Source organism: Chromobacterium sp. S0633 (genome assembly GCF_024158805.1).
GTDB lineage: Bacteria > Pseudomonadota > Gammaproteobacteria > Burkholderiales > Chromobacteriaceae > Chromobacterium.
This window is the reverse complement of the sequence record NZ_JAMZGH010000020.1, coordinates 51,112-64,784: the sequence shown is the minus strand read 5'-3', so window position 1 is coordinate 64,784 and position 13,673 is coordinate 51,112. Positions and strand designations below refer to the sequence as shown.

The window sequence follows — 13,673 nt, the reverse complement described above, 5'->3', positions numbered from 1 at the left end:
TCTCCAGGAGGGGAATGGGAAGGGATGCGGCCAGCCAGACAGCCGGCACATAGAGTCTGAGTCCCCCCGGCCGAAGGGGTTCGGCGGGAGTGACGGCTGTCAGTTCAGCGCGAACGGGCCGCGACCCGCTGCAAAACCGGCGTCAATCGCGCCGCCCGCCCAGCGGCCGTCCGGTCTTAGGGTCCAGGCCCTTGGCCGCGGCCAGCTGGCTCATCAAGGCTTCCGACGGTTTTTCCGGCGGCACATTGGCCTTGAACGCCTCCAGCCACTTGAGCTTGCCGTCCCAAGCCGGCAGCGGGGCCGGCGGCAACGGCACGATCTCGTCCAGTTCCGGCACCTTGGGGTGGGCGTAGGAATAATCGCTTAGCACTCCCATAATGATTAGATATCTTCTCTGGCGTTCATCATCTTGTTTCAATCCCAAGTCACCCCACTTCTTATTCTCTTCAGTAATGAGTCCAAAACCATCACTCAAATTTAATGCTGCAGTAGAGTCCCCCCACTTAACTCCCAATTGGAGAAACTGGACAGCCTCGTTAAATTTCTTCTCAAAACGCAATTGGGTACCATATTCAAGTGCTGCTTTTGCATGCCCCTGTTCCGCCGCACACTTCTTCATCTGATTGCCAATAGCAAACGGTCCTGGCTGCGCGTTCGTCAAACCCGTCAGCTTATCCCCCACCAGATACTGCGCCTCCGGGCTGCCCAGGTCCGCCGCCTTGCGGTAGTAGCGGTTGGCCAGTTCCTCGTCCTGCTTCACGCCGTAGCCGGCCTTCAGATAACGCCCCATATCGTAGTAGCCGCCGGGAATGCCGCGGTCTATCAGCTCCTGGGTCAGGTCCAGCGTTTCCTTGACCGGGTCCTCGCTGCGCGCCGTGCCCCGCCCTATCATGTCGCGCAAGTCCAGATTGGCCTTGTAATGGCCGTGAGCCGTGGCGATGCGGTAATAACGCTCCATCTCCGGGAAACGCAGCGGGTCTTCCTTCTCGATCTGATTCTTCTGCAACCAGCGGGCGTAGCGGTATAACTGCTCCGCTTCCGGGACCAAGGCCGGCAGATGGTCTTTCTCATACGCGCAGTTGAAGGCCAGCTTGGCTTCGACTGCTTTCAAATCCGGCACGGAACGTTCCTTGGCGCCGCAGGCGGCCAGAGCCCCCAACAGCGACAAGGCGTACAGCATTTTAACCATGCTTGCCGTTCAGCGGCCGTCCGGTCTTAGGGTCCAGGCCCTTGGCCGCGGCCAACTGGCTCATCAAGGCTTCCGACGGTTTTTCCGGCGGCACATTGGCCTTGAACGCCTCCAGCCACTTGAGCTTGCCGTCCCAGGCCGGCAGCGGGGCCGGCGGCAGCGGCACGATCTCGTCCAGTTCCGGCACCTTGGGGTGGGCGTAGGAGTAGTCGCTGAGAACATCGCCAATAATCTTGTAGCGACGACTACGTTCATCATCCTGTTGCAAACTCAAATCATTCCACTGTCTATTGGTATCAGTAATCGGACCAAACCCATTTTCTAGATACAATGCCGCCGTCTCATTCCCAGACTGAGTTCCTAACTGGAAGTACTTTATAGCTTGAGTGCTTTTTTTCTCAAACCGCATTTGAGTTGCATACTCCAGAGCAGCCTTTCCATGCCCCTGTTCCGCCGCACACTTCTTCATCTGATTACCAATAGCAAACGGTCCTGGTTGCGCGTTCGTCAAACCCGTCAGCTTGTCTCCCACCAGATACTGCGCCTCCGGGCTGCCCAGGTCCGCCGCCTTGCGGTAGTAGCGGTTGGCCAGTTCCTCGTCCTGCTTCACGCCGTAGCCGGCCTTCAGATAACGCCCCATATCGTAGTAGCCGCCGGGAATGCCGCGGTCTATCAGCTCCTGGGTCAGGTCCAGCGTTTCCTTGACCGGGTCCTCGCTGCGCGCCGTGCCCCGCCCTATCATGTCGCGCAAGTCCAGATTGGCCTTGTAATGGCCGTGAGCCGTGGCGATGCGGTAATAACGCTCCATCTCCGGGAAGCGCAGCGGGTCTTCCTTCTCGATCTGGTTCTTCTGCAACCAGCGGGCGTAGCGGTATAACTGCTCCGCTTCCGGGGCCAAGGCCGGCAAATGGTCTTTCTCATATACGCAGTTGAAGGCCAGCTTGGCTTCGACTTCTTTCAAATCAGGCACGGAACGCTCCTTGGCGCCGCAGGCGGCCAGAGCCCCCAACAGCGACAAGGCGTACAGCGTTTTAACCATGCTTGCCGTTCAGCGGCCGCCCGGTCTTAGGATCCAGTCCCTTGGCCGCGGCCAGCTGCTTCATCAAGGCTTCCGACGGTTTTTCCGGCGGCACATTGGCCTTGAACGCCTCCAGCCACTTGAGCTTGCCGTCCCAGGCCGGCAGCGGGGCCGGCGGCAGCGGCACGATCTCGTCCAGTTCCGGCACCTTGGGGTGGGCGTAGGAGTAGTCGCTTAGCACTCCCATAATGATTAGATAACGTTGCCGGCGTTCATCGTCCTGTTTTAACCCCAGATCACTCCACTGCTTCTTCTCTTCCGTATTCGGGCCGAAACCATCTCCTAAATTCAATGCAGCAGTTGCATCCCCCCATTTGGTTGCCAGCTGAAAGAATACAATCGCTTCATCATTTTTCTTCTTGTTTTTAAGATGAACCGCATACTCTTTCGCAGAAATCGCGTGTCCTTGCTCCCCCGCACATTTCATCATGCTATAGCCAATGTTGGATGGCATGGAGCCAGGCTCCAGATAGGTCAGCTTATCCCCTACCAGATACTGCGCTTCCGGGCTGCCCAAGTCTGCCGCCTTGCGGTAGTAGCGGTTGGCCAGTTCCTCGTCCTGCTTCACGCCGTAACCGGCCTTCAGATAGCGCCCCATATCGTAGTAGCCGCCGGGAATGCCGCGGTCTATCAGTTCCTGGGTCAGGTCCAGCGTTTCCTTGACCGGATCGTCGCTGCGCGCCGTGCCTCGCCCTATCATGTCGCGCAGGTCCAGATTGGCCTTGTAATGGCCGTGAGCCGTGGCAATGCGGTAATAACGCTCCATCTCCGGGAAGCGCAGCGGGTCTTCCTTCTCGATCTGGTTCTTCTGCAACCAGCGGGCGTAGCGGTATAACTGTTCCGCCTCCGGGTTCAAAGCCGGCAGATGGTCTTTTTCATACACGCAGTTGAAGGCCAGCTTGGCTTCGACTTCTTTCAAATCAGGCACGGAACGCTCCTTGGCGCCGCCGCAGGCGGCCAGACTCAGGGTAAGAATCAGGGTAAAAATAGCTGGCTTAGTCACTATTGCTCCGGGCTGGGTCTGTGCGTAGGAACTCACGAAGAGGAGCGACGGGAGGGCGTTGATCTTTAAATGCCGATTTATTTTCATCCAAGATGTTCCGCCATTTCTCATAAGTCATCTTTGCATCAGTCTCTTTATCCATCCGGGCAGGGTTTGCCCCACCGCGGTGATTTGTATGCCTCCCCCACAACTCCTGACGTAGCGGCTTGGAAATTTCCGGCCGGTCCAGCGCAATGTTCAACTCGCTGTCCACCTGCATGCTGCGGGTGTTGATATTGGCCGAGCCCAGCGTCAGAAAAGCATCGTTGATGATCATCAGCTTGGCGTGGATGTAAACCTCGGACCAGCCCACTGCGGGAGTGACCAGCGTCGGCACGGTCTTGCCAACACCGTGGTTGTAACGCTGCGCGTAAACCGCCGGCTTGATTTCGGAGTCCATCGCCACGATCGAACAAATATGGGTTTTAAGGCCGGGCTGCTCAACCTCAGTCACCGAAACATCCGGCTTTTGCGCGGCCTCGTAGGCGGCCTCCGCCTGCTTGCGCCGAGCAGTGGCATCCTCCAGCTCCGTGCGGGCCTTTTCCCTTAATTTACTGGGACTAAACGCATTGGCGGTATAGATGATGCTGGCCTCGCGTTCCGCTTGCTTGGCCTGCCCCAAACGGGCTTTGACGTCATCCGCCCGTTCCTGACGCGCCACGCTGGGAATCGTATCGGCGCGTCCCAGGCTGTCCAGCATCCGGTAGGTGTTGACCGTGCCGGCGCCCACGCCGGCGTCGCTGGTATTGGTGATCACGAACAGATAGATAGGGTAAGGGCGGCCGGCCTGCTTCTGCGCCTTGGCCGCGTCCTTGATCTTTTCCGCCAGCGGTGGCCAGCGGAAGTACTGGTTTTCGATGAAGATGTAGGAAGTGACGTTGTTGACCGCCTTCAGATACAGCTTCTTGATGTCCTGTTTCTTGTATTCCGGCTGGGTGCGCAGCAGCTGCACCATGGCGGCCTTATTGGCCTGCCCATCCACCCGCGGCGCGTAACTGCCGAAACCGCAGCCGGGCAACGGCAGGTCTTCCTTGGTTTCGTCGCGCCAGGCGCGGCGGAAATTGTGGAATAGATCGCCCACCGCCGGGCCGGTGATCAGGCTGGAAAAATCCTCGCGCGGCCCCACCGTGCCGTTGCGGCCCAGATTGGGCGCTTTGGGCTTGGCGCCGTGGGCATTGGTGTCCCAGTACTCGTCCAACATATTGTGGCCCATGACGAAACCGACATGGGCTTGCGCGTCGTCGTAATCCACCAACACCATTTTCTGGTGATGGCTGGGGCCCGCAGCCAAGGTGGCCCTGGTCTTTGTTTTCAGACCTTCATCATCGTAACTCTGATCCAAGATATGGTTGCGGGTGCGAGGACCAAAGCCGCGGCTGCGGAAATGCAGGTGCTTGCTGGGGATGTCCGACCGCCGCTGATCCCGTGCTGTTTTTTCCGAGGTGCCGGCCGCCGGCTGATCCTCGTCATACCAGGAATACCACTGTGAATCGTATTTATACTGCTCCGGGGTTTCATAGCCCGGCTTGTCCTTGATCCCCACACTCCAGCGGCCCGGGGTTTGCGACTCCTCTACCGTGGCGCCGGTGCTGTTGACGTACAAACCGAGCGGTTTTGAAGCGAAACACAGCACCCGCACCTGCACGCCCTGTTTGGCCTTGTGCTCCAGCAGCTTGCCTATCTGCGCCGGCACGGCTTCCGCGATGTCCGCGTACTTCACCATGTCCGCGCCCTTGCGGACGAAGTACATGGACGGCTGAAAGCCCCAGCAGATAATGCTGACGTTTTTCTTGGCCTTGGCGATGGCGTAATGCACCGCGGCAAACGCCGCCTCGCCGTTGACCAGGGGCTGGAAGCTGCCCTCATGGGGCGCGTATTCGCTGGTCTGCAAAAACCAGGGCAGGGTCAAATTGGCCCGCAGCGGCTCTTTGACGCAGATCGGGGAGACTATCGTGTTCGCGCTCATTTATTACTCTCCTGCGGGCGAAGCGTCGGCCTCGCCATTCAGCAAACGGTGGTAGCGCGCGCGCGCATGCTCATCCGGCTCCACGCGGCCGTCCGGCGGCGCGCCGCCGGCCACGACTTTATGGAAGCCGGCGTTGGCCAGCGCGCCCTTGTCCGGTTTGCTCAGCTCATTGGCCACCGGGATATCGAACTTGACGCCGTTGGCCAGCTCCACCGTGTATTTTTGCGTGGTGACCGCATGTTTGACCGCCAGGTGGCCGCTTTCGTCAATGATGCCGCGCTCCACCTCGCCGCCGTCGGCATGCAGGGTATAGGGCATGCCGGTCCAGCTGCTGTTGCCGCCTTGCGGCGATTGATCCAGGCGCAGCGACAACGGCATCCTGGGAATGCTCTGCGGATAATCCGGATGCGTGACCGTCATTTGCGCCGGCCCGCTCATCTGATGGCTGGCGCCCTTCACCGACACCTTGCCGGGGCAATGCAGCTCGATATTGCCGCCGGCGATGCGGATGTAAGCGCCGCCGCTGACGTTGAGCAGGATTTCCCGCTTGGCCGCCACCGTGATTCTTTCCTTGCAGGAAGTCACCGTCACGTCCTTGTCCGCGGTGACCTCGACGCTGTCGCTCTGCGCCAACATCTGCACCTTGCCCTTGGCCGCAATCAGCTTCAGCGAAATCTTGTCTTGCAGGCCGGCGACAAACAGGCTGATGTGCTGGCCCACATTGTGAATCCAGCGCCGGCCCGAGGTTTGATTTGTGTCCCGCTGCGCCACCAGGTCCAGATTGGTCCCCGCCGCCACGGTCTGGCTTTGCTGGCTCAGGCTGGCGATGCCGGCCGGCGCGGACAGGATGAGCAAGGGCTGGCGGCCGGTCTGTTCCTTGGCGGTCTTGCCGTCCTTGTCGGTGTTGCTGCCCGCCTCCCAAGCTTTCAAGGCCGTAGCCTGGTGCTGCAGATGCCCCTTATCCCCTTTTCCCGCCTTGCTATTGTCCGGATTGACCTTGTCCGGCCCGGTTTCCATGGTATCGGCCTGCTGGCCGGTGGCGGTGTCGCCCAGGCTTTGGCTCAGAGCCAGCGCCGCATCGAGCTGGCTTTGCGCCTGTTCGCGCGCCAGCTGTTTGCCGGACGCGCCGTTCTGCGCTTCGGTGCTCAGCAGCAGGCCGTGGCCGGCGCGGATGGCGCCGTGGCTGTCGGTGCGCAGTTCGAAGCCGTCGCCGCGCGGCTCGGCCTTGCCGTTGCTACGCGGCTGGGTGAGGAAGCCTTGGTTGAGCTGGGTTTTGCCGGGTTCGGAGCTGAGTTTGGCTCTGACTTCGCCCGGGGTGTCGTCGAACAAGAGTTCGTTGTACTGGCCGCCCTGGTGTTCTTTGGATTTGATGCCGGACAGGGTTTTGTTGGCCGGCAAGGCGCCCGCGCCGCTGAAGTCCGGCGTCGGGTGGCTGCCATTGTAGAGCACGCCGGTGATCACCGGGCGGTCGATGTCGCCTTCGATGAAGTCGACCAAGACTTCCTGACCGATGCGCGGGATGAATTGATGGCCCCAGCCGGCGCCGGCGCTGGGCATCACCACGCGCAGCCAGCAGGAGGATTTGTCGTCCATCCCCGCGCCTATGCTCGGGTGTTCGTCCGGCCGCTGCCAGTGGAATTGCACCTTGATGCGGCCGTGCTGGTCGGTGTGGACTTCCTCTCCTTGCGGGCCGACCACGGTGGCGGTCTGCACGCCGCGGGACTTGGGCTTGGCCAGTTCGGTATGGGCGTAGGCCGGGGTCAGCGGCACGCCGCGACGCTGGGCGTCGAAGTCGGCGCGGAAGGGTTGGGCGTCCTTGCCATCCTGGAAGGCTTTGAGGTCGGCCGGCAGGTTGTTGCGCGCACTTAATGTCTGGCGGGTGACGACGAATTCGCGCTGTTCGCTGCTGTCGCCGTCGTGGGCCGGATGGTCGTCCAGGCGGAACCACTGGCCGGCGGCCAGGCCGCGCACGCTACCGCCGCCGCTGAATTGCTTGGCGTTGAGGTCATGCGCTTGCTGGCGCAGTTGGGCGTAGTGGCTGAGCTGGTCGGCGTCGCCGGCGTAGTACAGCGATTGCGGGTCGTAGTCGTGCAAGGAGGATTGCAAGGCCTTGCCGTTCTGGCCCTGGTCGATGCGGCTGTCGTCGCCGCTGTGCTGGGTCTGCACCGGCTGGTAGTCGAAGCTGGCCAGCGCCACCGCGCCGGGAACGATCTGGCGTTGGGCGTTCCACTCGGTCAGGCCGTCTTCGGCCTCGGTGGCGTCGCTGCGGTGGAAGCGCACCCGCTCGACGCCGGCCGGCGGCAGGCTGTAGGGGTCGTCGAAGGCGACCAAGCGCACTTGTGGCGTGTCGCCGTCCAGGTGATCGAAACGCCAGGCGTAACCCTCTTCGTGCAGCAGGCGCACGATGAAGTCGTAATCGCTCTCGCGGTATTGCAGACAGTAGCTGCGCGGCGACGCCGGGCCGGTCTTGAAGTCCTGGGCCTGGACGCGGGCGAACACCGGATTGGCCTGCTGATGCTCGCTCAGAATCTGCGTGACGATGTCCGGCACCGACTGATCCTGGAACACCCGCGAGCTGACGCGGTGCCGCAGCAGCGCGAACGGCGGCTCAATGGTCAGCTGATAACGGCTGAAGCCGCCGTCCGAGCCCAGGCACTCGGCCTTGGACACCACGCCGCAGCGCAGGCTCTCCGCGCCGGCGGCGTCCAGGATGCCGAGCCGGGCCGGCAGGCCGAGCAGGCTCTTGAGTTCGATCTTGCCGTCCGGAGACAAACAGGTCAGCTGGTAGGCGTAAGACCGGGACACGCCTTCCTCGCCGGCCAAACTCAGTGGCAGCAATTGCTCGGCCGCCACGCTGCCGTCGCCCAGGCTGAGGGTGAGCAGGCGCTGGTCCTGGTTGAAGGCGGAGGCGAAGCTGGCGAGCAGGGTGCTGAGGTCCATGGGGCGGTCCTTCGAACTATCCAAAATCAAAACACCCCCAAACCAGCCTTATGCAAAGCCCCCATGGCGACGGGCTTCGACCTGGTCTGCGGATGGGGGCCTTGAGGCGTAATGAGGGTGGAGATGACAAAATTTGAGTCAAAACATTTTAGATAACCGGCACTTAGCAGACAATCCTAGAAAATTGCCATTTTCACAAACCTGTCCAAAAGGACAGGTTTAAACTCTTATCAATCCCCATGAGCGGCTTAAACCTTGTTTGCCGATATCAAAAAGTCCAAACAAGAAAAGTTATGGCTTGGTAAGAAAAGGTAAGAAGCGCTCAAAGTCAGGCTAAAGACCTGAATTGAATGTGTTTTTATCATGCCGTCTCCACTCAAGGCCCAGGCCAAGCACCTGCGCGCCGCAACCACTGGAGACCACCATGAAACCAAAACACAGCCTGCTGGCCCTGGCGGCCGTCTTTGCCGCCGCGCTTCCGCTGGCGTCCCACGCCACCGTCACCCGAACCGGCGCCATCAAGTTTACTGGCAAAGTCACTGCGCCCAGTTGCTCGGTAAACGGCAGCAAAGCGATGGCTATTCCCACTATTGATGTCACTCTGGACGAGATCTCCATGGACAAGGTGCAAGCCTTGGCGAGCAAACCCAGTACTCCCAAAAAGCACTCAATAGTAATTGCCTGCACGGGCGCTAAAAATTTGACCGTGTCCCTCAAAGCTCTAAACGGCACCAACACGCTCACAGGCCAAACCAAGATCCTGAAGAACACCGCCAGCGGCTCACCGGCAGCTGGCGTTGGCATCGCGCTGTATCAGACGGGAACTGACACAAGCTATGACCTTGAGACTGGAGAACTGCTGAACAAGCCCACTCCGAGCTCAAGCGAAACCATAACGTTTGATGCCGCTTACGTTAAGGACCCGGCAGTTACCCCGATGTCCGCCGGCCCCGTACAAGCCGACCTCCCCTTCGAACTGAGCTACGACTAAGCCCTCCTCACTTCCACCCACAGCGGCGGGTTTCCCGCCGTTGTCTATTTTCAGGGCCCCATCATGAAAACCCTGCTGCAAGCCGCCGGCTTGGCGGCCTGGCTGGCCATGCCCCACGCCAACGCCGGCATCAGCCTCAACGGCACCCGCGTCATTTTCGACGGCGCGCATCCGGAAGCCGCCGTCACCGTGCGCAACCACGGCGCGGACATCCTGGTGCAGTCCTGGCTGGAAGCGCTGGACGGCGACAAGGTCGAACTGCCCTTCGCCATCACCCCGCCGCTGACGCGGCTGCCGGCCGGGCAGGAGCAATTGCTGCGCATCCTCTACGCCGGCGCCGGCGCGGCCGATCAACGGGAAACCGCCTTCTGGCTCAATGTGCAGGAAATCCCGCAAGCCGCCGGGCAAGGCAATGTGCTGCAACTGGCGGTGCGCCAGCGCGTCAAGGTGTTCTACCGCCCGCCGGGCCTGGACGGCGACGCGCTGCAAGCGCCGGAACGCCTGCGTTGGCGGCTGCGGCGCGAGCGCGGCAGCAGCTGGCTGCAAGCGGACAACCCCAGCCGCTACCACGTGACCGTGACCGGCCTGACCCTGCTCTCCAGCGGAAAATCCAAGGAGATCAGCCGCGCCCGGATGCTGGCGCCCGGCGCCGGCGGGCAATGGCCGCTGCCCGCCGACGCCGCAAACGACGCGCGCTTGCGCTACCAGATCATCAACGACTTTGGCGCCAGCCAGGCTTTTGAAGTCCGGCTGCAAGGCGCGGCGCCCGCCCAGCCGCGCCGGCTGGAGCCCTGAGCCGGCCGCCGGACCGCAAGGCGATGAGAAGCAAGCCGCTGACGCCCCCTGCCCGCCGCAGCGCCGCGACCCCGCTGGCCTGCGCCTGCTGGCTGATCGCCTGCGCGCAGGCGCTGGCGGCGGACGCGCCCGTCTTCAACACCCGCTTTCTGAAGCTGGACGGACAGGCGGCGGACCTCAAAGCGGTGCTGAGCGCCGGCAACGACATCCTGCCCGGCCGCTATCGCGTGGACATCCTGCTCAACCGCCAGCTGGCCGACCGCCGCGACATCCTGTTCCGCCAGGAACGGGACGGCAAAGTGCGTCCCTGCCTGGACGCCGCGCTGCTGCGCAAGCTGGGCGTCAAACTGCCGCCGTCCGGCCCCGGCGACGAGGCCTGCGTGGATCTGCCCCAACGCCTGGAGCACGCGCAAGCGCGCTACGACTCCACCCGGCTGCAACTTGAGCTTTCCGTGCCGCAAGCCCATCTGCTGCGCCGCGCGGACGGCTATGTCGACCCCTCGCTGTGGGACGCCGGCGTCAACGCCGCTTACGCCAATTACCAATTCAGCGGCCAATACCGCCGGGGCCAGCACGGCCGCGCCAGCCGCCAGTGGTATCTCGGCCTGCAAAACGGGCTCAACCTGGGCGACTGGCGCTTGCGCAACGACACCACCCTCAACGGGAATACCGGCCAAGCGACAGAAATACGCAGCAACCGCACCCTGCTGCAACGCGACATCACCGCGCTGCGCAGCCAGCTGGCGCTAGGCGAGCAATACACCGACGCCATGCTGTTCGACAGCTCGCGCATCCGCGGCGCGCAACTGAGCCAGGACGAGGCCATGTTGCCGGACAGCGAGCGCGGCTACCGTCCGGTGGTCCGCGGCCAGGCGTGGAGCCAGGCCACGGTGGAAGTGCGTCAGAACGGCTATGTGCTGCACCGCGCCGACGTGCCGCCCGGCCCCTTCGAGTTCAGCGACATCGCCCCCTCCGGCTCCAACGGCGAACTGGAAATCACGGTGACCGAGGCCGACGGCAGCCGCCGCGTCAGCCATCAAGCCTTCTCCAGCCTGCCGCTGATGCAAGCCCAAGGCCGCTGGAAATACCACGCCGCGCTGGGCCAATACCAGGGCGGCGAAGCGGCCCGTCCCGCGCTGGCCGCCGGCGCGCTGGTTTACGGCCTCAGCGACGACGGCACCGTGGCCGCCGGCGTCCAGCTCTCGCCGCGCTTCCAGGCCGTCAAGCTGGGCCTGGGCGCCAACACCCCGCTGGGCGCGCTGTCGCTGGACCTGAGCCAATCCCTCAGCCGCACCCAAGGCCGCCGCAGCCAGGGGCAAAGCCTGCGCCTGCTGTACCACAAGGCCCTGCCCCGCACCCAGACCCAGCTCACCCTGGCCGCTTACCGCTACTCCACCGCCGGCTATCGCAGCTTCAACGATCACGCGGCGGACCTGGCCCAGCGCGCCAACCAACACCGCGCGCGCGCACGGATGGACCTCAGCGCCCAACAGGCGCTGGGCCGGGAAGGCCGCCGCGGCAGCCTTTATCTCAGCCTCAGCCGGCAGAACGATTGGGGCCGGCCCGGCGCCAGCCACAGCCTCAACCTGGCTTACAGCCACCGCTGGAAACAATTCCATTACCACCTCAGCCTCAGCCGGAGCCGCGACGGCCGCGGCCAAGGCGACAGCCAGATCACGCTGGGCTTCAGCCTGCCGCTGGACAGCGGGCGACATGCCCCCCAGCTCAGCGCCCAGCTTGGCCGCGACGCCCTGCACACCAGCCTCAGCGGCCAGTTGGGCGAGGCCGACAGCTACACCGTCTCCGTGGGCCGCGACAGCCAGGGCGACGCCAGCCTGAACGCCAGCGGCGTCCATCAGGGCGATGTCGCGCAGCTGAGCGCCGCCTACAGCGCCGCCCGCGGCCATCAGTCCGCCAGCCTGGGCGCCAGCGGCGCCATCGTCGTCCACGGCGGCGGCGTCAACCTCAGCCGCGCCGTCGGCGATACCTTCGCCCTGCTGCAAGTGGACGGCGCCCCCGGTCTGAACGGCAACGGCTACAGCGTGCGCGCCGACGCCCAGCCTTACCGCGCCAACAGCCTGAGCCTGGACAGCCTCAAACTGGGCGCGGGGCTGGAACTGGAGGACGGCGTCAAGCAAGTGGTGCCGCGCCGCGGCGCGGTGGTGAAGGCCGTGTTCAAGGCGCGCAGCGGCCGGCGCGTTCAATTCAGCCTGCGCCGCCGCGACGGCAGCGCAGCGCCGTTTGGCGCCAGCGTGGAGGACGACGCCGGCCAGCCCTTGGGCATCGTGGACCCGCAAGGCCGGACGCTGCTCTTGCTCAAACAACCGCAAGGCCTGCTGACCGTGAAATGGAGCGACGGCGGCTGCAGCGCCCGCTATCGGCTGCCGCCCGCCAAGCCGGGGCGTCATTACCTGCGGCTAGCACTGCCCTGCCTCTAAGAGCCTGTTCAATGTCTGCTACGCGTCGGCGAGATGGATAGAACGGGGCGTTGAAAACCGCTTCGAAATGCTCATGCACCACGCGTACATTCCGCTTTCTCAGCTGTTTTCGCCTTGCCTCGCCTTAGCTCGCGAGACTTTGAACAGGCTCGAAGAACTTCTCTTAAACAAAGAAAAGGATACCCAAATGCACACGCCGCCTACCCGCCGCCCGCTGCTGGCCTGCCTCGTCTTGCTATTGGCGCTGGGAAGCTGCAGCCGCCCAAGCCACGCCGATTGCAAAGTGGTTTCATCAACCATCACTCCAGCGCTTCCCGATCCCTTGGTGATTCCATACCTGGCGCCCGCCGGGCACCTGATCGCCAAGCAGGTGCTGAAAACCACGGTCAAATGCGACAAGCGCAGCGCCAACGGCCAACACAACTGGTACGCCTTTTTGTCCTATGGCAACACCGACAACGGCGGCTCATCGCTTAGTGGCGTCAGAAAAACCCAAACTTCCGGCATCGGCATTCGCTGGATAAATAGCAATACCCACTCCGGAAAATCTCAGACCTTCAGCACCACAAGTCTGAACAATGGCCGTACCAATCTACGCGGCATGCCCTTGAACGATACCGTCACCATTACCGACACGATCGAACTGCTCACAACCGGCCCGGTGACATCTGGGCGGCTCAATCCGGAAAGCCATGCCGTCAACTACAAGAACAAGAAAGGCGGCGATCACGGACAGCCGCTCTACACCTACTCCTTCAATCAGCCCGCCATCAGGGTGATAGGCTGCTCGTTCAAAAACGCCGGCCAAACCGTCCGCCTGCCCGACGCCAGCACCCGAGACTTCGCCGGCGCTGGCCGCACCGGCGATAAGCCGTTCAACATCGATCTGGACTGCGCGCCCGGCACCAGCGTCAGCGCCAAATTGAGCGACGCCAACGCGCCCGGCGCCGCCGGCACGCTGCTGAGCATTGCCGGCGGGCCTGGCAGCGCCCAGGGCATTGGGCTGGAGCTGCAGCGCCAGGGCGAAACCGGCGCCTATACGCTGGGCACCGAGTTCACCAGCCTGGCGGCCAGGCAACAGCACGCGCTGCCCATGGTGGTGCGCTACGCCGCCAGCGGCCCCGCCATCCGCCCCGGCCTGGTCAATGCCGCCGCCACCGTGGAGCTGAGCTTTGATTGAGTCCCCGGCAATGCAATAAGGCCAGGCATGACGCCCGGCCTTAGAACCTGTTTA

General features: G+C 62.9%; 9 protein-coding genes. 4 read left to right on the top strand and 5 right to left on the bottom strand.

Annotation, left to right across the window (positions count from 1 at the left end; translation table 11 throughout):
• Positions 1 to 142: 142 nt before the first annotated feature.
• The 5 genes from NK214_RS12995 to NK214_RS12975 are packed head-to-tail and all read right to left on the bottom strand — an operon-like array spanning position 143 to position 8,215.
• On the bottom strand, positions 143 to 1,189 hold the full coding sequence (locus NK214_RS12995; RefSeq protein ID WP_253314702.1) for a DUF6396 domain-containing protein: 1,047 nt from the start codon (positions 1,187 to 1,189) through the stop codon (positions 143 to 145).
• Positions 1,182 to 2,228, bottom strand: coding sequence for a DUF6396 domain-containing protein (locus NK214_RS12990; protein ID WP_253314701.1), 1,047 nt, complete (start codon positions 2,226 to 2,228; stop codon positions 1,182 to 1,184). Before NK214_RS12990 ends, NK214_RS12995 begins: the two co-directional genes overlap by 8 nt.
• Positions 2,221 to 3,357, bottom strand: coding sequence for a DUF6396 domain-containing protein (locus NK214_RS12985; protein WP_253314700.1), 1,137 nt, complete (start codon positions 3,355 to 3,357; stop codon positions 2,221 to 2,223). The genes NK214_RS12990 and NK214_RS12985 overlap by 8 nt, the downstream gene beginning before the upstream one ends.
• Positions 3,263 to 5,275 (bottom strand): phospholipase D-like domain-containing protein, encoded by a 2,013-nt coding sequence (locus NK214_RS12980; RefSeq protein WP_253314699.1) that lies wholly within the window; start codon positions 5,273 to 5,275, stop codon positions 3,263 to 3,265. Before NK214_RS12980 ends, NK214_RS12985 begins: the two co-directional genes overlap by 95 nt.
• A gap of 3 nt (positions 5,276 to 5,278) precedes the next feature.
• Positions 5,279 to 8,215, bottom strand: coding sequence for a type VI secretion system Vgr family protein (locus NK214_RS12975; RefSeq protein ID WP_253314698.1), 2,937 nt, complete (start codon positions 8,213 to 8,215; stop codon positions 5,279 to 5,281).
• Between the two features lie 424 nt (positions 8,216 to 8,639).
• Between NK214_RS12975 and NK214_RS12970 the strand changes: the two genes are divergently transcribed.
• The 4 genes from NK214_RS12970 (at position 8,640) to NK214_RS12955 (ending at position 13,619) form a co-directional block, all read left to right on the top strand.
• Positions 8,640 to 9,206: a fimbrial protein gene (locus tag NK214_RS12970; protein WP_253314697.1), complete on the top strand. Its 567-nt coding sequence runs from the start codon at positions 8,640 to 8,642 to the stop codon at positions 9,204 to 9,206.
• A gap of 63 nt (positions 9,207 to 9,269) precedes the next feature.
• Positions 9,270 to 10,001: a molecular chaperone gene (locus NK214_RS12965; protein ID WP_231462015.1), complete on the top strand. Its 732-nt coding sequence runs from the start codon at positions 9,270 to 9,272 to the stop codon at positions 9,999 to 10,001.
• 23 nt (positions 10,002 to 10,024) lie between these two features.
• Positions 10,025 to 12,439, top strand: a complete 2,415-nt coding sequence (locus NK214_RS12960) for a fimbria/pilus outer membrane usher protein (protein WP_253314696.1) — start codon at positions 10,025 to 10,027, stop codon at positions 12,437 to 12,439.
• A gap of 187 nt (positions 12,440 to 12,626) precedes the next feature.
• On the top strand, positions 12,627 to 13,619 hold the full coding sequence (locus NK214_RS12955; protein WP_253314695.1) for a fimbrial protein: 993 nt from the start codon (positions 12,627 to 12,629) through the stop codon (positions 13,617 to 13,619).
• Positions 13,620 to 13,673: the final 54 nt, after the last annotated feature.

Excerpts from the sequence above, each read along its gene's own strand:
- NK214_RS12965 (WP_231462015.1), top strand. The coding sequence starts at position 9,270 with ATGAAAACCCTGCTGCAAGCCGCCGGCTTGGCGGCCTGGCTGGCCATG.
- NK214_RS12970 (WP_253314697.1), top strand. The coding sequence starts at position 8,640 with ATGAAACCAAAACACAGCCTGCTGGCCCTGGCGGCCGTCTTTGCCGCC.
- NK214_RS12980 (WP_253314699.1), bottom strand. The coding sequence starts at position 5,275 with ATGAGCGCGAACACGATAGTCTCCCCGATCTGCGTCAAAGAGCCGCTG.
- NK214_RS12975 (WP_253314698.1), bottom strand. The coding sequence starts at position 8,215 with ATGGACCTCAGCACCCTGCTCGCCAGCTTCGCCTCCGCCTTCAACCAG.
- NK214_RS12985 (WP_253314700.1), bottom strand. The coding sequence starts at position 3,357 with ATGAAAATAAATCGGCATTTAAAGATCAACGCCCTCCCGTCGCTCCTC.
- NK214_RS12955 (WP_253314695.1), top strand. The coding sequence starts at position 12,627 with ATGCACACGCCGCCTACCCGCCGCCCGCTGCTGGCCTGCCTCGTCTTG.
- NK214_RS12990 (WP_253314701.1), bottom strand. The coding sequence starts at position 2,228 with ATGGTTAAAACGCTGTACGCCTTGTCGCTGTTGGGGGCTCTGGCCGCC.
- NK214_RS12960 (WP_253314696.1), top strand. The coding sequence starts at position 10,025 with ATGAGAAGCAAGCCGCTGACGCCCCCTGCCCGCCGCAGCGCCGCGACC.
- NK214_RS12995 (WP_253314702.1), bottom strand. The coding sequence starts at position 1,189 with ATGGTTAAAATGCTGTACGCCTTGTCGCTGTTGGGGGCTCTGGCCGCC.